The 20209-nt window shown below is 50.0% G+C and carries 18 protein-coding genes; 14 read left to right on the top strand and 4 right to left on the bottom strand.

Annotated features, from left to right (window positions below; translation table 11 throughout):
* Positions 1 to 171 precede the first annotated feature (171 nt).
* The 4 genes from JJU14_RS03585 (at position 172) to JJU14_RS03570 (ending at position 4252) form a co-directional block, all read left to right on the top strand.
* Entirely contained in the window at positions 172 to 804 is a 633-nt protein-coding gene (locus JJU14_RS03585; protein WP_228611235.1) for a LysE family translocator, read from the top strand.
* A gap of 63 nt (positions 805 to 867) precedes the next feature.
* Positions 868 to 1392: a YaeQ family protein gene (locus tag JJU14_RS03580; protein WP_228611234.1), complete on the top strand. Its 525-nt coding sequence runs from the start codon at positions 868 to 870 to the stop codon at positions 1390 to 1392.
* A gap of 97 nt (positions 1393 to 1489) precedes the next feature.
* The gene (locus tag JJU14_RS03575) at positions 1490 to 2407 is read left to right on the top strand and encodes a rhodanese-related sulfurtransferase (RefSeq protein ID WP_091345051.1); all 918 of its coding nucleotides are present in this window, start codon (positions 1490 to 1492) and stop codon (positions 2405 to 2407) included.
* Between the two features lie 63 nt (positions 2408 to 2470).
* A complete protein-coding gene (locus tag JJU14_RS03570) occupies positions 2471 to 4252 on the top strand; it encodes a 5'-nucleotidase C-terminal domain-containing protein (RefSeq protein WP_228611233.1) in 1782 nt (593 codons plus the stop codon).
* Positions 4253 to 4260: 8 nt separating this feature from the next.
* Here the strand turns inward: JJU14_RS03570 and yfaE are convergent, their stop codons facing one another.
* From yfaE to ubiG, 4 genes are all read right to left on the bottom strand, one after another.
* Positions 4261 to 4515, bottom strand: a complete 255-nt coding sequence (gene yfaE, locus JJU14_RS03565; RefSeq protein ID WP_228611232.1) for a class I ribonucleotide reductase maintenance protein YfaE — start codon at positions 4513 to 4515, stop codon at positions 4261 to 4263.
* Between the two features lie 11 nt (positions 4516 to 4526).
* Positions 4527 to 5657 carry a class Ia ribonucleoside-diphosphate reductase subunit beta gene (nrdB, locus tag JJU14_RS03560; protein ID WP_228611231.1) on the bottom strand — a complete coding sequence of 377 codons (1131 nt, stop codon included), beginning with the start codon at positions 5655 to 5657 and terminating at the stop codon, positions 4527 to 4529.
* Between the two features lie 65 nt (positions 5658 to 5722).
* Positions 5723 to 8002: a class 1a ribonucleoside-diphosphate reductase subunit alpha gene (gene nrdA / locus JJU14_RS03555; RefSeq protein WP_228611230.1), complete on the bottom strand. Its 2280-nt coding sequence runs from the start codon at positions 8000 to 8002 to the stop codon at positions 5723 to 5725.
* A 319-nt stretch (positions 8003 to 8321) separates the two neighbouring features.
* The gene (gene ubiG, locus JJU14_RS03550) at positions 8322 to 9053 is read right to left on the bottom strand and encodes a bifunctional 2-polyprenyl-6-hydroxyphenol methylase/3-demethylubiquinol 3-O-methyltransferase UbiG (RefSeq protein ID WP_228611229.1); all 732 of its coding nucleotides are present in this window, start codon (positions 9051 to 9053) and stop codon (positions 8322 to 8324) included.
* Between the two features lie 206 nt (positions 9054 to 9259).
* Here ubiG and gyrA point away from each other — a divergent pair, with 206 nt between their 5' ends.
* From gyrA to JJU14_RS03505, 10 genes are all read left to right on the top strand, one after another.
* Positions 9260 to 11884 (top strand): DNA topoisomerase (ATP-hydrolyzing) subunit A, encoded by a 2625-nt coding sequence (gyrA, locus tag JJU14_RS03545; protein ID WP_228611228.1) that lies wholly within the window; start codon positions 9260 to 9262, stop codon positions 11882 to 11884.
* A 68-nt stretch (positions 11885 to 11952) separates the two neighbouring features.
* Positions 11953 to 13035, top strand: coding sequence for a 3-phosphoserine/phosphohydroxythreonine transaminase (gene serC, locus JJU14_RS03540; RefSeq protein WP_228611227.1), 1083 nt, complete (start codon positions 11953 to 11955; stop codon positions 13033 to 13035).
* Positions 13032 to 14312 carry a 3-phosphoshikimate 1-carboxyvinyltransferase gene (gene aroA, locus JJU14_RS03535; protein WP_228611226.1) on the top strand — a complete coding sequence of 427 codons (1281 nt, stop codon included), beginning with the start codon at positions 13032 to 13034 and terminating at the stop codon, positions 14310 to 14312. The genes serC and aroA overlap by 4 nt, the downstream gene beginning before the upstream one ends.
* A 137-nt stretch (positions 14313 to 14449) precedes the next feature.
* Positions 14450 to 15136 carry a (d)CMP kinase gene (gene cmk, locus JJU14_RS03530; RefSeq protein WP_228611225.1) on the top strand — a complete coding sequence of 229 codons (687 nt, stop codon included), beginning with the start codon at positions 14450 to 14452 and terminating at the stop codon, positions 15134 to 15136.
* A 99-nt stretch (positions 15137 to 15235) separates the two neighbouring features.
* Positions 15236 to 16912, top strand: coding sequence for a 30S ribosomal protein S1 (gene rpsA, locus JJU14_RS03525; RefSeq protein ID WP_228611224.1), 1677 nt, complete (start codon positions 15236 to 15238; stop codon positions 16910 to 16912).
* Between the two features lie 61 nt (positions 16913 to 16973).
* Positions 16974 to 17261, top strand: a complete 288-nt coding sequence (ihfB, locus tag JJU14_RS03520; RefSeq protein ID WP_091345029.1) for an integration host factor subunit beta — start codon at positions 16974 to 16976, stop codon at positions 17259 to 17261.
* Positions 17262 to 17339: 78 nt separating this feature from the next.
* Positions 17340 to 17543 (top strand): lipopolysaccharide assembly protein LapA domain-containing protein, encoded by a 204-nt coding sequence (locus tag JJU14_RS16695; protein WP_366914874.1) that lies wholly within the window; start codon positions 17340 to 17342, stop codon positions 17541 to 17543.
* 3 nt (positions 17544 to 17546) lie between these two features.
* A complete protein-coding gene (locus JJU14_RS03515) occupies positions 17547 to 18686 on the top strand; it encodes a tetratricopeptide repeat protein (RefSeq protein WP_228611223.1) in 1140 nt (379 codons plus the stop codon).
* Between the two features lie 12 nt (positions 18687 to 18698).
* On the top strand, positions 18699 to 19403 hold the full coding sequence (gene pyrF, locus JJU14_RS03510) for an orotidine-5'-phosphate decarboxylase (RefSeq protein ID WP_228611222.1): 705 nt from the start codon (positions 18699 to 18701) through the stop codon (positions 19401 to 19403).
* A gap of 52 nt (positions 19404 to 19455) precedes the next feature.
* A partial coding sequence (locus tag JJU14_RS03505) for a potassium/proton antiporter (protein WP_228611221.1) occupies positions 19456 to 20209 on the top strand: 754 nt, incomplete at its 3' end.

Below are 20209 nucleotides of genomic sequence, written 5' to 3'. Positions count from 1 at the left end.
GTCTAATGCCGCTGGCATCGACTGAAATTGGATGAATGCCGTATTTTTTACGGTCAATTCAATGCTCTGTTCAGACATACACAGCACTCTGCCAGCCAGACGGCCTTTCATTTGAATTGCATGAATTCATCAGCGTACAATGCAGCATCGACTATCTTTGGTATCTTTTTCATGAGTTTTTGGTCTGAATTTGCACTGATTGCGGTGGTTCATTTGATGGCAGTTGCCAGCCCGGGACCAGATTTCGCTATCGTGCTGCGATATGCCGTACGCTTCGGTAAGCAAGCGGCTTTAGCGGCCAGCTTTGGTATTGGTCTGGGGATTTTATTGCATGTCACCTATTCATTGGTTGGTATTGGTTTGTTGATTCAAACCACGCCCTGGCTGTACATGACCTTTAGTGTGCTTGCTGCGTTTTACCTTGCTTATTTGGGGATACAAGCCATTCTGGCCAGGGCACCGGCAGTTGAGCAAGCCGTTGCTAAAGAGCAGGTGACTGAACAATTAAGTACCAGGAAAGCACTACTTACCGGCTTTATTACCAATGGTTTAAACCCCAAAGCAACCCTGTTTTTCCTGTCCCTTTTTGCTGTAGTGATTTCCCCTGACACTCCACTGAGCATGAAACTGTTTTATGGCGGTTATATGGCCATGGCTACCGCTTTATGGTTTTGTTTGCTATCTTTTTTGTTAACTCAGGTCAAGGTGCGTGGCTTTTTGCTGTTAAAAGGCTATTGGTTCGATCGTGTGATGGGTACACTTTTGTTGGCACTCGCTTTGCATCTTATTTGGAGCCTTATCTAAACTTTTGCCCAAAGCAGGCGACAAACTAAGTAAGACGCCATGGTAAGCCGAAAGGAAAAGACGATGTTGATGAATGCTAAAGTCATCAAACTGGATTTAAATTACAGCTGCGCTGAGCACCATCATTTTGCGCAGCAACGTCACTATTTGGCACCATACCCGGAAGAGCCCGCCGAGCATTTTGCCCGGCGGGTGCTGGCCTGGTTGTGTTTGTATGAAAGCAAAGCAGTGATGGCTGGTCTACATCGAAGCGGCAAAGATCCAGATATTTTTTTGCAGGATGAACAGCAACACTTCAGGCTCTGGGCCAGTGTTGAGTTGCTGGAAGAAAAGTACCTACGCAGGGCTTGTCATCTGGCCGATCAGGTGGTGCTTTTTTTAAACCCGGATGAGCAACGGCAACTGAGCAACATGCCGTATTCCGCCAAGTCCAGTAGCTGCGTGTTTCAACCAGAGCAATTACAACAGCTGTGCTCAATGCTTAAACCCCATATGGAGCTCAGCGTCTGGCGAGAGGACGATGCCATTTTACTGACGGATGGCACGCAACATCTGGAGTTATCCGTGCAGTGTCAGCACCCTCATTAGTTTCACTTTCTTTTCTCCTACCTCAAAAGTAGCTATAATACTGCCCCTGTTAAACTTGCGCTGGATTTGCGATCCAGACTGGCAAAAAAGGTTGTTTATGTACGTTGTAGCTGCACTTTATAAATTTGTTCATTTAGCCGATTACCAGCAACTGAGAGACAAAGTCTATCAAGTGTTGGTAGAAAATCAGGTCAAAGGTACTCTGTTGCTGGCCGAAGAAGGCATTAACGGGACCATTTGTGGCTCCAGAGCCGGTATTGATGCCGTCCGAGCCTGGCTGGCAGCTGAAGGGCGCTTTGATGGCTTAAGCTACAAAGAATCCTTTGCCGATGAACCAGCGTTTTACCGCACCAAAGTAAAACTTAAAAAAGAAATCGTGACCATGGGTGTTCCCAGTGTCGATCCTAAGCACATCGTTGGCACATACGTAAAAGGCGACGCTTGGAATCAGTTGATCAGTGATCCGGATACCATCGTGATTGACACCCGGAATGATTACGAAGTGGCCATTGGCACTTTTAAAAATGCAGTCAACCCAAACACCACATCTTTTCGGGAGTTTCCTGAGTGGGCAGCCAACCACCTGAATCCAGCCCAGCACAAAAAAGTCGCGATGTTTTGTACCGGCGGGATCCGCTGCGAAAAATCCACGGCTTACTTGAAAGAGCAGGGTTTTGAAGAAGTCTATCACCTGGATGGTGGCATTCTGAAGTATCTGGAAGAAGTCCCGTCTGAGCAAAGCCTGTGGCAAGGTGAATGTTTTGTATTTGACCAGCGCGTCGCGGTTAAGCATGGGCTGGAGCAGGGCAGTTATGATCAGTGCTATGCATGTCGAATGCCGCTATCGCAGCACGACATGCAATCGGAGCATTACATCAAAGGTTTAAGTTGCCCGCACTGCCATGATAAAACCACGGCAGAGCAAAAAGCAGCTTTTGCCGAGCGACAAAAACAGGTCCAGCTGGCAAAACAACGAGGTGAAAAACATATCCGTGATGGTAAACTTGAGCCATAATGCAGCTGTCTTTATTTTGTCATAAAAGCCAGCCTTGCTGGCTTTTATTTTTCTGAGGATTCTATGCGACCAGTTACTCTGCTTGGATGTTCATTGCTAATAGCCTTGACCGCTTGTAGTCAGCTAGCTACCGATCCTACTCAGGAGCCAGCTGATCTAACCCTGGCCATTGCGCATATCAATGATCATCATTCCAATCTGGCCGCCAAGCAGCAAATCTCACTGCGCATTGCTGGTGAATTTACCGATGTTGAGGTGGGTGGATTTCCGCGTGTAGCCAGTAAAATTGCTCGCTTGCAGCAGCGTCATCCAGACTTATTGAAATTGCATGCCGGTGATGCTATTACCGGTGATCTTTATTACAGTTTGTTTCAGGGGGATGCAGATGCGCATCTGATGCGGGAAATCTGCTTTGATGCTTTTACCATCGGCAACCACGAATTTGATGATGGCGATGCGCATCTGGCTGAGTTCATCCGTAACTTGCAGGATGAGCAGTGCCAAACGCCGGTTTTATCCGCCAATGTCCGGCCTGAAGTCGGAACACCGCTGGCACCAAACCATGATTGGGAGTTATTTAAGCCTTATGTCATCCATGAAATAGCAGGCCACCAAGTGGCCGTTATTGGCCTGACGATTGCGCAAAAAACCCGCCAATCGTCGCAGCCTCTGCCAAGCACTGCCTTTTTGGATGAACTAGAAACGGCGCGCTATTACATCGATAAATTGCAGCAGCAAGGCATTGGTAAAATTGTGTTGTTAACCCATTATGGCTACGTTAATGACATCTTGCTGGCCCAGCGCTTGCCAGAAGTGGATGTGATTGTTGGGGGCGACTCCCACAGCTTGCTGGGGGATTTTGCCCAGGTTGGCTTAACGGCCGATGGTGATTACCCAACCATGGTCACCAATCTGGATGGTGATCCGGTGTGCATAGTACAAGGCAAAGATTACGCTCAGGTGGTTGGCGAGTTAGTGGTGCATTTTAGTGGCGACAAAGTCGAGCGCTGCGAAGGACGGCCACATCTGCTGCTTGGTGATAACTTTAACCGCAATGGCAAGCTGTTAACGGGCACAGAACGAACTGACGTGCTAAGTTACATCGCCGCGTCGGATGTGCTTAGCCTGGTTGAGCCTGAGCCAATGCTTCAACAGTTGCTGGAAGGCTATAGCACCCGTATTGATGAGTTGGCTGCTCAACGCATTGCCTACATTCCTGAGCGGTTGTGCCGAATGGATCCGGGCGAAGCCCGTGAGGCCAGTTGTGGTGATGCTATGCAATCTGATTTGCATTATCTGGTCAGTAAAGCTTTTCTTAGCCAAAGCCGCCATGCAGATATTGCACTACAAAATGCGGGTGGGGTGCGCACCGACTTACCCGCCGGTGAGCTGAGTATTGCCCAGGTTTATCAACTGCTGCCATTCTCCAATACCTTGATCCACCTCCATATGCAGGGTCATGAAATCAAGCAGGTGCTGGAAGATGCCATCGAGTATTCCATCACCCCGGGGGCTTCAACCGGAGGGTATCCTCATGGGGCGGGGATCCGCTTTACGGTCGATATGACACAGCCAGTGAATCATCGAGTTAGTGCGCTGAAGGTTCAGCGCAATGGTCAGTGGTTGCCTCTGCAGATGGATGAAAGCTACATCGTCGTCACCAACAGCTTTATTGCATCCGGTCAGGATGGCTGGGCCACCTTTGGCAAAGTGATGGCATCGGATCGCTATCAGGACACCTACATCAATTACGCGCAGGCTTTCATTGATTTTGCCCGTGAACAAAAGGTGCTGAGTCGGCCAGATCCCAGCTTGCACAGCACCCAGCGCATTATCCAGCCCTGAGCGACTTTTTAGTCAACCAGCTCAATGGCAATATCGCCGATAGGGATGCTGCAACAGGGCAAAAATTCGCCTTGACGAACGAAGGCGAGAGGCTCCTGCAGATAACGGATGTTGCCGCTTAGCAGGCGGCAACGACAAGCACCGCAATAACCTTGCCGGCACTGGTAGTGAACATCGAACTTCGCTTGCTCCAGGGCCGTCAATAGATTGCCCTGTTTGTCATACTCCAAGAAGGTGTCTGAGTTCACCTGCACTTTAGGCATGGTGCTTTACATCAGAGATCGAAATCACCGAAGTCACCTGAATCCACCTGGTTATCAATCTGGCCTACCAGATACGAGCTGATCTCTGCTTCTTGCGGTGCTACCTGTACATTGTCTGAGACCAGCCAGGCATTGATCCAGGGGATCGGGTTCTGGTTGGTGGAGTAAATCGGTTTTAAGCCAATGGCCAGCATGCGGTTGTTGGTAATGTACTCCACATACTGGCACAGAATATCTTTATTCAAACCAATCATGGAGCCATCTTTGAACAAATAAGCTGCCCAAGCTTTTTCCTGTTCGGCGGCCTTTTTGAAAATGGCGATGGCATCTTGCTCACATTCTTTGGCGATCTGACCCATTTCCGGGTCGTCCTCACCAGCGGCAATGATATTGAGCATGTGCTGAGTACCAGTGAGGTGCAGGGCTTCGTCACGAGCAATCAGCTTGATGATTTTGGCATTGCCTTCCATCAGTTCGCGCTCGGCAAAAGCAAAGCTGCAGGCAAAGCTAACGTAAAAACGAATGGCTTCCAGCACATTGACCGACATCAGACAAAGATAGAGTTTCTTTTTCAGGTCGCGCAAACTGACACTTTTACGCTGGCCATTGACGGTATGGTCACCACTGCCACAGAGGTTGTACAAATTAAAGGATTCAATCAAGTCATCATAGTAACGCGTTACATCTTCTGCCCGCTCCATGATGTTCTGATTCAGCATAATGTCATCGAACACCTTGTGTGGCTCGGACGAGATATTGCGCACTATGTGGGTGTAGCTTCGGCTGTGAATGGTTTCACTGAAAGCCCAGGTTTCAATCCAGGTTTCCAGCTCTGGTAAGGAGACCAGCGGCAGCAAAGCCACATTGGGCGAACGGCCTTGTACCGAATCCAGTAAGGTTTGGTATTTCAGGTTGCTTAAGAAAATATGCTTTTCATGCTCTGGCAGGTTTTGAAAGTCGATACGATCTTTGCTGACATCGACTTCCTCCGGGCGCCAGAAGAAAGACAATTGCTTTTCAATCAGCTTTTCAAAAATTGGATACTTTTGCTGATCGTAGCGGGAAACATTGACCGGGTTGCCGAAAAACATCGGCTCTTTCATTTGATCATTAATCTCGCGATTAAAGGTGGTGTACGCCATGGCGTGATTCTCTTCCTAAGTCCAATAACCGAAAAAAGCGGGCTTTGTTAAGCCCGCAGTACAGATTAAATTTTGCAGGCACCGCCGGCGCAGCTGTCGTCTTCAGCTTCCGGCATGTCTTCCTGCATATCCGAGGCACCATCCCGGGTATTGTGGTAGTACAAGGTTTTTACCCCAAGCTTGTAAGCTGTCAGTAAGTCTTTTAACAACAGCTTCATCGGTACCCGGCCACCGTCAAAACGGTTAGGATCGTAGTTGGTGTTAGCAGAGATGGTCTGATCAACAAACTTCTGCATAATACCAACCAGCGCCAAATAGCCATCGTTGTTTGGCATGTCCCACAGCAGCTCGTACTGAGCTTTTAAGCGCTCATATTCCGGTACCACTTGTTTTAAAATACCGTCTTTACTGGCTTTGACACTGACATGGCCGCGTGGCGGCTCAATGCCGTTGGTGGCATTGGAAATTTGCGACGAGGTCTCTGATGGCATCAGCGCCGACAGCGTCGAGTTACGCAAGCCAAAAGCCATCACATCCTGACGCAACCGATCCCAATCCAGTTGCAAAGCTTCAGTACAAACTTTATCCAGATCTTTCTTGTAGCTGTCGATTGGCATCACGCCTTGCGAGTAGGTGGTTTCATTAAACTTAGGGCAAGGACCAAACTCTTTTGCCAGCTGCATTGAAGCTTTCAGCAAGTAATACTGGATGGCTTCAAAGGTACGGTGGGTCAGACCATTGGCCGAGCCATCGGAGTAACGCACGCCATTTTTGGCCAGGTAGTAGGCGTAATTGATCACACCAACACCTAAGGTGCGGCGGCCCATGGTGGCATTGCGTGCTGCAGGAATAGGGTAATCTTGATAATCCAGCAGGCTATCCAGCGCTCGAACAATCAACTCGGACAACTCTTCCAGCTCATCCAGGCTATCCAGGGCACCGAGGTTAAAGGCCGACAGGGTGCACAGGGCAATTTCACCTTCTTCATCATTGACGTCGCGCAGTGGCTTGGTCGGTAGCGCAATTTCCAGGCAAAGGTTGCTCTGGCGAACCGGTGCCACTTTGGGATCAAAGGGGCTGTGGGTATTGCAGTGATCAACGTTTTGCAGGTAAATACGGCCGGTACTGGCACGCTCTTGCATAAAGAGGGTAAAGAGCTCAACGGCTTTAATGCGCTTTTTGCGGATACTGTCATCGGCTTCGTACTGCACATAAAGCTGTTCGAACTTTTCCTGATCTTCAAAAAATGCATCGTACAAACCCGGCACATCGGACGGGCTGAACAGGGTTATGCTTTCATCCTTGATCAAACGCTGATACATCAGGCGGTTAAACTGCACGCCATAATCAAGGTGACGGACCCGGTTTTCTTCCACACCGCGGTTGTTTTTCAAAACCAGCAGAGATTCCACTTCCAGATGCCACAATGGGAAAAATAAGGTGGCAGCGCCGCCGCGAACCCCACCTTGCGAGCAGCTTTTCACGGCCGTCTGGAAATGCTTGTAAAACGGAATGCAACCGGTATGGAAAGCTTCGCCATGACGGATTGGGCTACCCAGCGCCCGGATGCGACCGGCATTAATACCAATACCAGCCCGTTGGCTGACGTACTTAACGATAGCGCTGGCGGTGGCATTGATGGAATCGAGGCTGTCACCGCACTCAATCAGTACGCAGGAGCTGAACTGACGGGTAGGGGTGCGCACACCGGCCATAATAGGCGTGGGCAAGGATAGCTTGAACAGAGAGATGGCATCGTAAAAACGGCGCACATAGCCAAGCCGGGTGTCTTTCGGGTAATTGGCAAAAAGACAGGCCGCAACCAGCATGTAGAGGAACTGGGCACTTTCAAAAATCTGCCCGGTCACCCGGTTTTGTACCAGATACTTGCCTTCCAGCTGCTTAACCGCAGCGTAGCTGAAATTCAGATCCCGGCTATGATCAATAAAGCTGTCCAGTTGCTCCAGTTCGGCTTTGCTGTAATCCTGCAGCAAGTGGGCATCGTAGCGGCTATTTTCTACCATACGTACCACATGGTCGTACAAGGCTGGTGGTTCAAAGCGGCCATAGGCTTTTTTACGCAGATGGAATACAGCCAGGCGTGCTGCCAGATATTGGTAATCCGGTGTATTTTTAGAAATCAGATCAGCCGCTGCTTTGATGATGGTTTCGTGGATGTCTTCAGTTTTGATGCCATCGTAGAATTGGATATGTGATTTTAACTCGACCTGCGATACCGAGACACTTTGCAAGCCTTCGGCTGCCCAGGTAATGACGCGATGAATTTTATCTAAATCCAATGGCTCCCGACTGCCATCCCGCTTCGTAACATACAATGTCGTCATGCTGTAGTACCCACTTTGTTGCGTCCATTTAAATTGATGCCGCCGCCAGACTAAGCATTGCTAAGCGCTTGATTATTTTTTCAACCCCTATTGCTGCTTCGATACACAATATATAGGGTTGGCGGCTAACTGGATCACAAGATAGTGTGGATTCGTTGGATTTGCAAGTAACAAAAAACCATAGTTTTGGTACGGGGTTTGCTAAGATATTTTGGCAATAAGCAGCGAGGCCAAAGCCTGATTGGCTTCGCTGGAATGCAAGTTTTTTTTCGTTGAAAAAAACTATTCTTATCAACCCGTCTGACCAGTTAAATAAGCATCAAATCAGCGGTTTCTTCGCCACCACGAAGTAATTTACATCCAAGCCAGGACCAACTTTAAAACTGTTGTTAAGCGGATTAAAGTGCAGGCCGGTTGCTGCAGTAATGGTGAGACCTGCCTGCTCTGCAAAACGCATCAGCTGTGACGGTCGGATAAACTTGGCATATTCATGCGTGCCTCTGGGCACCAGGCGTAGTAAATACTCTGCTCCAACAATAGCCATGGCGTAAGCTTTCCAGCTTTTGTTGATGGTTGAAAACACCACGGTTCCGCCTGGCGTTACTAAATCAGCGCAAGCCTGGACTACGGAAGCAGGCTCAGGGACGTGCTCCAGCATTTCCATGCAGGTGACCAGCTCAAACTGGCCTGCGGCAGTTAAAGCAAATTGCTCGGCAGTCGATTGCTGGTAGTTGACGCTAACACCCGCCTCCAATGCATGCAGCCGCGCCACCATCAAGGCTTCATCTGCCATATCAATGCCGGTGACTCTGGCTCCGGCCCGGGCCATGCTCTCCGCCAGGATACCGCCGCCACAACCTACATCAATCACCGACTTACCGAACAAACCACCCAGTTGATCACTGATGTAGCCAAGCCGGGTTGGGTTGAGCAGATGCAAAGGTTTAAATTCGCCATCAGGATCCCACCAACGCGAAGCGATGTCGTTAAACTTGGCAATTTCAGCAGCATCTACATTGCCAGGTAGTGGCTGTGCCGGGGTATCGGACATTAGGGAAGTCTCCAAGAAGTTTTCGCTATTATAGGGCGAAGCACCACCACTGCAAGTACAGCAGCGGCTTCGGTTTACTTTTCGTACAACAGCACCGATCGGCCATGGCAACTGTGATTTTATGTGGTAGAATCCGATGTTGCCCCGCAACTAAGAACTGCGATAAATGCGGGTTATCTCCATGATTTAAGGGAAAAAGCGCGAATATGACTGAGCTGGCAAAAGAAATCGTTCCCATCAATATAGAAGACGAACTGAAGAATTCCTACCTGGACTACGCCATGAGCGTGATCGTCGGCCGTGCGCTGCCGGATGTCCGGGATGGCCTAAAGCCTGTGCATCGCCGAGTTCTTTTTGCGATGAAAGAACTGGGCAATGACTGGAACAAAGCCTATAAAAAATCTGCCCGTGTAGTCGGTGACGTCATCGGTAAGTATCACCCGCATGGTGACAGCGCCGTATACGACACCATAGTCCGGATGGCTCAGCCATTTTCATTGCGTTACATGCTGGTCGATGGTCAGGGTAACTTTGGCTCCATTGATGGCGACTCTGCGGCTGCAATGCGTTATACCGAAGTACGGATGGCACGCATTGCTCATGAGCTGTTGGCTGATCTTGATAAAGAAACGGTCGACTTCGTACCGAACTATGACGGCACCGAGCAAATTCCGGGCGTGTTACCAACCCGCTTACCCAATTTGTTGATCAATGGCTCCTCCGGCATAGCAGTCGGTATGGCTACCAATATTCCGCCGCACAACTTAACGGAAGTGATTGATGCCTGTCTGGCACTGATTGCCAACCCTGAGATCAGCATTCCTGAATTGATGCAGTTGATCCCCGGTCCTGATTTCCCAACAGCGGCCATTATTAACGGCCGCAAAGGCATCGAAGAAGCCTACCGCACCGGCCGGGGTAAAATTTACATCCGTGCCCGCACCGAAATTGAGACCGATGAGAAAACCGGCCGCGAAACCATTATCGTTAACGAGCTGCCCTATCAGGTCAATAAAGCCCGCTTGATAGAAAAAATCGCTGAACTGGTGAAAGAAAAGCGGATTGAAGGCATATCAGCCCTGCGCGATGAGTCCGATAAAGACGGTATGCGCATTGTAATTGAGCTCAAACGCGGCGAGTCCAGCGATGTGATGCTGAATCACCTCTATACCAATACCCAGATGCAAACCGTCTTTGGTATCAATATGGTAGCGCTGGATCAGGGCCAGCCGAAGATCCTGGGTCTGAAGCAGATGCTGGAATGCTTTGTGCTGCACCGCCGTGAAGTGGTAACCCGCCGTACTGTCTATGATTTACGCAAAGCACGCGACCGGGCCCACATCCTGGAAGGTTTAGCCATTGCGCTGGCCAACATCGATGAAATCATCGAGCTCATTAAAACCTCCAACAGCCCGGCAGAGGCGAAAGTCGGCCTGACTGAGCGCAGCTGGCAGCTGGGCAGTGTCAGCGCCATGCTGGAGCGTGCAGGGCAAGATGCCGCCCGGCCTGAATGGCTGGAGGAGCATTTCGGCATTCGTGATGGTTACTACTATCTGACCGAGCAGCAGGCTCAGGCCATTTTGGACCTGCGCTTGCACAAACTGACAGGCCTGGAGCATGAAAAGATCCTGGCTGAGTACAAAGATCTACTGGAGCTGATTGCCGAGTTGTTGCACATTCTGGGCAGTTCAGAGCGTTTGATGGAAGTGATCTGCGAAGAGCTGCATGCTGCCAAAGAGCAGTATGGCGATGCCCGTCGCACTGAAATTCTGGAAAACGAGCTGGATATCAACTTAGAAGATTTGATCACCGAAGAAGACGTGGTGGTCACCTTATCGCACCTTGGCTACGCCAAGTATCAGCCGTTGACGGATTACGAAGCGCAGCGCCGAGGTGGAAAAGGCAAAGCTGCTACCAAAGTAAAAGACGAAGACTTCGTTGATCAACTGTTGGTGGCCAGTACGCACGATACCATTTTGTGTTTCTCGGATCGTGGCCGTCTGTACTGGTTGAAAGTGTATCAGTTACCGCAAGCCAGTCGTATCTCCCGTGGCAAGCCGATTGTAAATATCCTGCCACTGGAAGCGGAAGAACGCATTACCGCGATCCTGCCGGTTCGTGAGTACGAAGAAGGCAAGTTTGTCTTTATGGCGACGGCTAAGGGCACCGTGAAGAAAACCCCATTGACCGATTACTCCCGGCCGCGTAGCAATGGCATTATTGCTGTGAACCTGAATGAAGGCGATCAATTGATTGGTGTTGGCCTGACCGATGGCAACAGTGAAATCATGCTGTTCTCAGACGATGGCAAAGTAGTCCGCTTTGATGAGAGCCAGGTGCGTGCCATGGGCCGCACAGCTACCGGTGTACGCGGTATCAAACTGCGTGAAAATGGCTCTGTGGTCTCCTTGATCATACCTCAGGGTGAGGGTGCTGTACTGACGGTTACCGAGAACGGCTATGGCAAGCGAACAGCCCTTGAGGAATACCCAGCCAAGAGCCGGGCAACCCAAGGCGTGGTCTCCATCAAGGTGTCGGATCGTAACGGCCTGGTGGTTGGTGCTGTGCAGGTGAATGAGTCCGATGAAATTATGCTGATCTCCAATAAAGGCACGCTAGTTCGCACCCGGGTACATGAAGTGTCGGAAGTTGGCCGTAATACGCAGGGTGTCATTCTGATCCGTACCTCAGATGATGAGTCTGTGGTAGGCGTTCAGCGCATCGATGAAATTGAAGAGCAAGAGTTACCCGCTGATGAAGCAGAGGTAGCCGAAAACAGTGCTGATACAGGCACAACGCCGGACCAAGCGGCGGATGATGAACAGGTATAACACTCAAATGAACGAGCGCATTAGCGCTCGTTTCTGTTTCAGTAAAGAGTGTGGAGTAAGAACACAGCATGACCACCTATAATTTTTGTGCCGGTCCGGCTATGTTGCCGGTCGAAGTAATGCAACAAGCACAAGCTGAACTTATCAATTGGCAGCAGCATGGCTGCTCCGTGATGGAAGTCAGTCATCGCAGTAAATCATTTATGGCGATGGCCGCCAAAACAGAGCAGGATTTACGGGATTTGTTGTCCATTCCGGACAATTACAAAGTACTGTTCATGCACGGTGGTGGCCGGGGTCAGTTCTCCGCTGTTCCTTTGAATTTGCTAAGCAAGGATGGCGAGGCCGATTATGTCGTATCGGGTTCCTGGTCCAAAGCTGCGGTCGAAGAAGCGCAAAAGTTCGGCCAGGTTCGCACCCTGGATATTCGCAGTAACAAAGATGGTCAACGTAGTTTGCTCGCGCCTACAAAGTGGGATATTAATCCAAAAGCGGATTATGTGCACTTCTGCCCGAATGAAACCGTCGATGGCCTGGAGTTCAGCGAGCTGCCAAAGACCGAAGTGCCGCTTGTCGCCGACTTGTCTTCTACCATATTATCCCGGCCGATTGATGTCAGCCGTTTTGGTTTAATCTATGCCGGTGCTCAAAAGAACATAGGCCCATCGGGCCTTACCCTGGTTATTGTGCGCGAAGACTTACTGGCACGTGGCAGCGGCAAAGCCATTCCTTCCATCATGGACTATGCCCTGACGGCCAGTAACGATAGCATGTTTAATACGCCACCTACCTTCGCTTGGTACCTGGCAGGACTGGTGTTTCAGTGGTTAAAGCAGCAAGGCGGTGTCGAAGCGATGGCCCGGCACAATCAGGCCAAAGCAGAGCGCTTGTACCAATTTATCGATCAGAGCGCTTTTTACCGCAACGATGTGGCAGTAGCATGCCGTTCCTGGATGAATGTGCCTTTTATGCTGGCCGATGACAGCCTAAACGAGCGCTTTGTTAAAGAAGCGGAAGCCAGTGGCTTGCTGGCACTCAAAGGCCATCGTCTGGTAGGTGGCATGCGTGCAAGTATTTACAATGCCATGCCGATGGCTGGGGTCGAAGCGCTGATCGCCTTTATGCAGGCTTTTGAACGGAGTCACGGATGAGCACCTTAACACTGCAACCGATCAAGCGGGTCGAAGGTACTGTCCACCTGCCTGGTTCGAAAAGTATTTCCAATCGGGTGTTGCTGCTGGCGGCTCTGGCCGAAGGGCAGACACGCATCACCAACTTGCTGGACAGCGATGACATTCGTCATATGCTCAATGCACTGCAAGCCCTTGGTGTTAGCTATCAACTGAGTGCAGATCGTACCGAGTGTGTGGTAGATGGCTTAGCAGGCTTCTTTCAAGCAAGTGCCCCGGTAGAACTTTTTTTAGGCAATGCTGGCACGGCGATGCGACCATTGACAGCGGCCCTGGCGGCTTCCAATGTTACAGCCCACTTAAAAGGTGAGCCGCGTATGTACGAGCGGCCGATTGGCCATCTGGTAGAAGCCTTGCAGCAATGGCAGGCTGATATTGAGTACGAAAAGGAGCCGGGTTTTCCACCACTGACCATTCGTGGCCAGGCGCTGCAGGGCGGGCTAGCCCGGGTCAACGGCAGCATTTCCAGCCAGTTTTTGACGGCTTTGCTCATGATCGCGCCCATGCTGAGCGGCGACAGCACCATCGAGATTGTCGGAGAGCTGGTATCTAAGCCATACATCGATATTACCCTGGCGCTGATACAGCGCTTTGGTGTGGATGTACAAAACGACGACTATCAACGCTTTGTTGTCCGCGGCAACCAACGCTATCAAAGCCCGGGCAGCATCCTGGTTGAAGGTGATGCTTCATCAGCCTCTTATTTTTTAGCAGCCGCTGCTATCCGTGGAGGTACCGTAACGGTTACCGGTATTGGTAAAAATGCCGTGCAAGGCGATATTCACTTTGCCGACGCGCTTGCTGAAATGGGGGCTGACGTGGAGTGGGGCGAGGACTTCATTTCAGTAACACGTAACCAGCTGCATGGTATCGATAAAGATTTCAATGCCATTCCAGATGCAGCTATGACTATCGCCACCACGGCGCTGTTTGCCATAGGACCAACCTGCATCCGCAATGTCTACAACTGGCGGGTGAAAGAGACCGACCGGCTGGCTGCAATGGCCGCTGAGTTGAAAAAAGTTGGGGCTGAGGTGGAGGAAGGTCAGGATTATCTGAAAATAACCCCACCAGCCAAGTTGAAGCATGCCAGTATTGCTACCTACGATGATCATCGCATGGCGATGTGTTTTTCACTGGTTGCCCTAAGCGATACTCCGGTTACCATCGAAGATCCGGACTGTACCCGTAAAACCTTTCCAAACTACTTTAGTTTGTTTCAATCGCTTTCACATTAGTTTTTCTGCATTTCAAATGCTTAGGTCTTGGTTTTAACCAGGACCTAAGCGGTTTGTTTAAAAACTTCACAGGCTTTTTGCCATGAAAGCTTGTATACTACCGCGCTGAAATTCGAGATAAGATCCTGGAGGCTTGAATGCAACAAGACGCTGCTGTCATTACCATTGATGGTCCAAGTGGCTCCGGAAAAGGCACCCTTAGTCGCTTGTTGGCGCAGAAACTGGGATGGCATTTTCTGGATAGCGGTGCCATCTATCGGGTACTGGCGCTTGCTGCGATTCATCATCAAATCGATCCGGAAGATGAAGACGCGGTGCAACCTTTGGCGGCTCATCTGGATGTACAATTTGACACCGATGAAGACGGTGATGTCAAAATTATCCTGGAAGGTGAGAATGTTAGCTCTACCATCCGCACTGAAGAAGTGGGTGCTGTGGCTTCAAAAGTAGCGGCCTTACCCAGAGTGCGTGAAGCCTTATTACGCCGTCAGCGTGCATTTCGTGAAGCACCCGGTTTGGTCGCCGATGGTCGTGATATGGGGACCGTGGTATTCCCACAAGCCAAGGTTAAAATATTTTTAACGGCAAGTGCCGAAGTTCGTGCCGAGAGACGCTTTTTGCAGTTGAAAAATAAGGGGTTCGATGTTAAAATCGGCGACCTTTTGAACGATATCCAGGCAAGGGACGAGCGCGATACCAACAGAGCCACAGCGCCTTTGGTGGCCGCAGCCGATGCCTTGGTACTGGATTCCTCGGATAAAGACATTACCCAGGTATTGGACGAAGTCTATCGGTATGCCCAGAGCAAACTGAAACTGGCCTGATCACTGAGTGAAAATCCCGTGCCACGGAACCGGCCGGGACAAACTGGTAACCCCACTGCACAGGATGTAATGTGGAGCAAACATGTTGAAAACTAACCTATGACTGAAAATTTTGCACAATTATTTGAGGAAAGCCTCAAAGCCATCGAAACTCGCCCGGGCGCCATTGTTAAAGGCACCGTTGTTGCTGTACTGAAAGACGTCGTTATGGTTGACGCTGGTCTGAAGTCTGAAGCAGCAATCCCAGTCGAGCAATTCAAGAACAGCAGTGGCGAGCTTGAAGTAAATGTCGGCGACATCATCGACGTTGCTCTGGACGCTATCGAAGACGGTTTTGGTGAAACTCTGCTGTCTCGCGAAAAAGCGAAGCGTCATGAGTCATGGCTGCGCCTGGAAAAAGCCTGTGAAGACAAAGAAACTGTACACGGTGTTATCACCGGTAAAGTGAAAGGTGGCTTCACGGTTGAAGTTGATGGTATTCGTGCATTCCTGCCTGGTTCTCTGGTTGATGTCCGTCCGGTACGTGACACCCTGCACCTGGAGAACAAAGAGCTAGAATTCAAAGTAATCAAGCTGGATCAAAAGCGCAACAACGTGGTGGTATCACGTCGTGCGGTGATCGAGTCTGAAAACAGCGCAGAGCGCGAGCAACTGCTGGAAAACCTGGAAGAGGGCATGGAAGTTAAAGGTATCGTTAAGAACCTGACTGACTACGGTGCTTTCGTTGATCTGGGCGGCGTTGACGGCCTGCTGCACATCACTGATATGGCCTGGAAGCGTGTGAAGCATCCAAGCGAAATCGTCAATGTCGGTGACGAAATCCCTGTGAAGGTACTGAAGTTTGACCGTGAGAAGCAACGTGTTTCTCTGGGTCTGAAGCAAATGGGTGAAGATCCGTGGGCCGCTATTGCTTCACGTTACCCTGAAGGCGCTAAAATCACTGGTCGCGTAACCAACCTGACTGACTACGGCTGCTTCGTTGAAATCGAAGAAGGCGTTGAAGGCTTAGTACACGTGTCTGAGATGGATTGGACCAACAAGAACATCCACCCATCCAAGGTTGTTAACCTGGGTGACTCTGTGGAAGTGATGGTACTGGAAATTGACGAAGAGCGTCGTCGTATTTCTCTGGGTCTGAAGCAGTGCAAACCAAATCCATGGGAAGAGTTTGCTAAAGGCTTCAACAAGAACGATCGCGTCAGCGGTAAGATCAAGTCAATCACTGACTTTGGTATCTTTATCGGTCTGGACGGTGGTATCGACGGCCTGGTTCACCTGTCTGACATCTCTTGGAATGCCACAGGCGAAGAAGCCGTTCGTGAGTTCAAGAAGGGTGACGAAGTACACGCTGTTGTACTGCAAGTTGACCCTGAGCGCGAGCGTATTTCTTTAGGTATCAAACAACTGGATGACGATCCATTCAATAACTACCTTGCTGACAACAAGAAAGGTGCTATTGTTAAAGGTGAAGTGACCGCTGTTGATGCCAAAGGCGCAACCGTTGCACTGGAAGGTGGCGTTGAAGGCTACGTCCGTGTTTCTGATATCGCTCGTGAGCGCATCGAAGATGCAACTTCTGCCCTGAAAGTAGGTGAAGAAGTTGAAGCTCGCCTGATGGGTGTGGATCGCAAAAACCGTGTGATCAGCCTGTCAATCCGTGCGAAAGACGAAGCGGAAGAAAAAGAAGCTCTGGATAGCATCAATAAGCAGGAAGAAACTGACTTTGGTGCCAATGCCATGGCTGAAGCCTTTAAAGCTGCTCAAAAAGATCAGTAATCTGGCTTGATGTGTGGGCTGGCAATCAGCCAGCCCACTCTATGACCGCCGAGGAGATAGTATGACTAAATCTGAATTGATAGAGAAAATGGCAACGGATTTTCCTCATATCCAGGTCAAGGATATGGAGTCATCGGTCAAAGAAATTTTGGAGCAAATGGTGCACTCGCTGGCTTCCAACGAACGCATCGAAATTCGTGGTTTTGGTAGTTTCTCGCTGCATTACCGTGCCCCCCGTATCGGCCGCAATCCAAAAACCGGCGAACGTGTTGACTTGGATGGCAAGTACGTACCGCACTTTAAACCAGGTAAAGAGCTACGCGACAGAGTAAAAGACAACATCCGGTAATCTGTGCTTGCTTTACGACCTTGTGCCATGGAGTGAACCTTGGTTAATCTTGTTTATGCTGTTGTAATCGCAATTGTGATGGTTGCTGGTTTTTTATTCGGAGCAGCCAATCAACAACAGGTTGAACTTGATCTTTTGTATACACAGTATCAACTTCGGCTGGTCGATGTCGCCGTCTTGTTCTTATTACTGGGTTTGCTTACAGGTTTTGTGCTTACCATGGTATTTCGCATACGCCGCCGGTTGAAAAAGCGCAACCAGCAGCCTTCCTCGACGTCCTGATCCATGTTAGAACTTTTGTTTCTGCTACTGCCTGTCGCTGCTGCTTATGGCTGGTTTATGGGCCGAAACAGTGTAAAGCATCAGGAACTGAAAGATCGCACTAACATCACTAAAAACCTATCGTCCGGTTTAAACTTTCTGCTAACCGATCAAGAAGATAAAGCTATAGAGCAACTATTGCACTTGCTCGACATCGAAGCAGCCACCATCGACACTTATTTAGCACTGGCCAATTTATTTCGTCGCCGTGGTGATTGGGACAAAGCCATCCGCATTCATGAGAAGTTGCATCAACTGAAATTACCGAAAGTCCAGGCGCAACAAATTCAATACGAGTTGGCTAAAGATTACCAATCGGCCGGCTTGTACGACCGGGCCGAAAAACTGCTGGTTCCTCTGATACGGCAAGAGGTGCTGCGTGAGTTGGCATTGAAGCACTTGGTAGCACTTTATATCAGTACGCACGAATGGGAAAAAGCCCTGCAATTACGCGATGCGGTAGAGCAAACTAGTTCTGGTAGTTTACGTCTGGCGTTGGCCAACATAGGTTGTGAGCAGCAACAGCAGGCCGAGCCTGAACAAGCGCGTGCGATTTATCAGCAACTCGTCGCGAGCTATCCAAAAGCCATCCGCCCCAGATTTGAGCTGGCCCGGCTAGCGCTGGCACAACAAAGGCCAGCACAAGCGTTTTCATTGTACAAAGCCATCCTGCTGGAAAAGCCGCAGTGGAGTGCCGATATTCTGCCACTGGTCAAACAATGCCAACTCCCGGATGAGGACTGGTATCAGTTATTATCCCAGCTTAGCCATAAGTACAATAACATCAGTGCTCATATTGAATTGGCCTGCTGGTTGCTTGAGCAAGGCTCAGACAAAGCTGCTGAGCAATTGCTACTGGAAAAGTTGCAGCAGCAGCCCAATATTCGTTTATTCAAAGCCCTGTTGGAGCAGCGCAAGCAGGGTTCAAAAGCTGCGGCAGAAGTACTGGATTCAGTAACCGAATTAGTCGCCAATTATCTGAATAAAAAAGTATTATATAGCTGCCGGAACTGTGGTTTCAAAACCCGGCAGCACTACTGGTTGTGCCCATCCTGTCAGCAATGGGAGACGGTGGAGCCAATCAGTGGCATCGATGGTCGTTAAACAGGAGTTCCCATGTCTTCTCTTAGCCCGGTGGTGGTTGCACTGGATTTTGCCGATCAACCTTCGGCGCTTAATTTTGTCAGCCAACTGGATCCCAGCCTGTGCCGCTTAAAAGTTGGCAAAGAAATGTTTACTCACTTTGGTCCTGCTTTTGTGCAACAATTGCACCAAAGGGGCTTTGATGTCTTCCTTGATTTAAAGTTTCACGATATCCCAAATACAGTCGCTAAAGCAGTGGCTGCTGCCGCAGATCTTGGTGTCTGGATGGTCAATGTGCACGCCAGTGGTGGCCGCCGTATGATGGAAGCAGCGGCCCAAAGTTTGCAATCTTTTGGTGCTGATAAGCCGCTGCTGATTGGTGTGACAGTTCTAACCAGTATGGAACAAAGCGATTTGCTGGAAATTGGTATTACACAAACGCCAGAGCAGCAAGTGATGCGCCTGGCGACTCTAGCGCAAAGCTCAGGCCTGGATGGCGTGGTCTGCTCCGCCCAGGAAGCCAGTTTGCTTAAACAACAATTGGGACAGGGCTTTCAACTGGTGACGCCTGGCATTCGCCCGGCCGGCAGCAGCCAGGACGATCAGCGCCGTATAATGACACCAAGCGAAGCCAAAGCCGTAGGCGTTGATTACATGGTGATTGGCCGGCCTATCACCAAAGCAGCTGATCCAGCGGCAGGCTTGCAGGCTATACTGAACGAATTGAATGAACAATGAGCTAAACTGCTTGATAAAACATTGTCCAAATTAGGGGAGGGGACCTTAGCGCGTGGAAGCCATTAATCTAACCATCCTCGTCATCGGTGTATTATTTTTAATCAGCATCGTGGCAACCCTGATATCCTCGCGAATCGGGGCCCCAATCCTGTTGGTGTTTCTGATTATTGGTATGCTGGCCGGTGAGCAAGGGGTAGGCGGCATCACCTTTAATAACCCACAAGTCGCATTCTTGATAGGCTCTATCGCGCTGGTGATTATTCTGTTTGATGGCGGTATGCGTACCCACCCGGAGCGTTTCCGGGTAGCGCTGGCTCCTGCGGCCATGCTTGCTACCATTGGGGTCGTAGTTACCTGTACCGTGACCGGCCTTGCTGCAGCCTGGATTCTGGGCTTGCACTGGCTGCAGGGGCTGTTGCTTGGCGCTATTCTTAGCTCGACCGATGCTGCTGCGGTCTTTTCCATCTTCCAATCCCGTGGTATTCGTATCAAAGATCGGGTAGCGTCCACGTTAGAAATTGAATCTGGCAGCAACGATCCTATGGCTGTAATGCTTACCGTCACCCTGGTCGGTGTGCTGGCCGAATACACAGCATTGGATTGGTCGGTACTGATCGTGTTTTTAAAACAAGCCATTATCGGTGGTGCTGTGGGGTATGGAGCAGGGCGCCTGTTCGTGTTTTTATGCCGCAAATTGCCGCTTAGTTTCGCATTTTTTCCATTAATGGCTGTTGCTTGCTGTATCTCTGTCTATGCTGTTACGACGCAGTTTGAAGGCAGTGGTTTTCTGGCGGTGTATTTAATGG

It is taken from the genome of Alkalimonas sp. (genome assembly GCF_020831925.1).
GTDB lineage: Bacteria > Pseudomonadota > Gammaproteobacteria > Enterobacterales > Alteromonadaceae > Alkalimonas.
Note: the sequence above shows the minus strand (reverse complement) of the source record. Positions and strands in the feature narration are given on the sequence as shown.

Bases quoted from the DNA above. Each gene is read 5' to 3' on its own strand.
- JJU14_RS03585 (WP_228611235.1), top strand. From the start codon at position 172: ATGAGTTTTTGGTCTGAATTTGCACTGATTGCGGTGGTTCATTTGATG.
- serC (WP_228611227.1), top strand. From the start codon at position 11,953: ATGACCACCTATAATTTTTGTGCCGGTCCGGCTATGTTGCCGGTCGAA.
- cmk (WP_228611225.1), top strand. From the start codon at position 14,450: ATGCAACAAGACGCTGCTGTCATTACCATTGATGGTCCAAGTGGCTCC.
- pyrF (WP_228611222.1), top strand. From the start codon at position 18,699: ATGTCTTCTCTTAGCCCGGTGGTGGTTGCACTGGATTTTGCCGATCAA.
- rpsA (WP_228611224.1), top strand. From the start codon at position 15,236: ATGACTGAAAATTTTGCACAATTATTTGAGGAAAGCCTCAAAGCCATC.
- JJU14_RS03575 (WP_091345051.1), top strand. From the start codon at position 1,490: ATGTACGTTGTAGCTGCACTTTATAAATTTGTTCATTTAGCCGATTAC.
- nrdA (WP_228611230.1), bottom strand. From the start codon at position 8,002: ATGACGACATTGTATGTTACGAAGCGGGATGGCAGTCGGGAGCCATTG.
- JJU14_RS16695 (WP_366914874.1), top strand. From the start codon at position 17,340: ATGGTTGCTGGTTTTTTATTCGGAGCAGCCAATCAACAACAGGTTGAA.
- ihfB (WP_091345029.1), top strand. From the start codon at position 16,974: ATGACTAAATCTGAATTGATAGAGAAAATGGCAACGGATTTTCCTCAT.
- ubiG (WP_228611229.1), bottom strand. From the start codon at position 9,053: ATGTCCGATACCCCGGCACAGCCACTACCTGGCAATGTAGATGCTGCT.
- aroA (WP_228611226.1), top strand. From the start codon at position 13,032: ATGAGCACCTTAACACTGCAACCGATCAAGCGGGTCGAAGGTACTGTC.
- JJU14_RS03580 (WP_228611234.1), top strand. From the start codon at position 868: ATGTTGATGAATGCTAAAGTCATCAAACTGGATTTAAATTACAGCTGC.
- JJU14_RS03515 (WP_228611223.1), top strand. From the start codon at position 17,547: ATGTTAGAACTTTTGTTTCTGCTACTGCCTGTCGCTGCTGCTTATGGC.
- JJU14_RS03570 (WP_228611233.1), top strand. From the start codon at position 2,471: ATGCGACCAGTTACTCTGCTTGGATGTTCATTGCTAATAGCCTTGACC.
- nrdB (WP_228611231.1), bottom strand. From the start codon at position 5,657: ATGGCGTACACCACCTTTAATCGCGAGATTAATGATCAAATGAAAGAG.
- gyrA (WP_228611228.1), top strand. From the start codon at position 9,260: ATGACTGAGCTGGCAAAAGAAATCGTTCCCATCAATATAGAAGACGAA.
- yfaE (WP_228611232.1), bottom strand. From the start codon at position 4,515: ATGCCTAAAGTGCAGGTGAACTCAGACACCTTCTTGGAGTATGACAAA.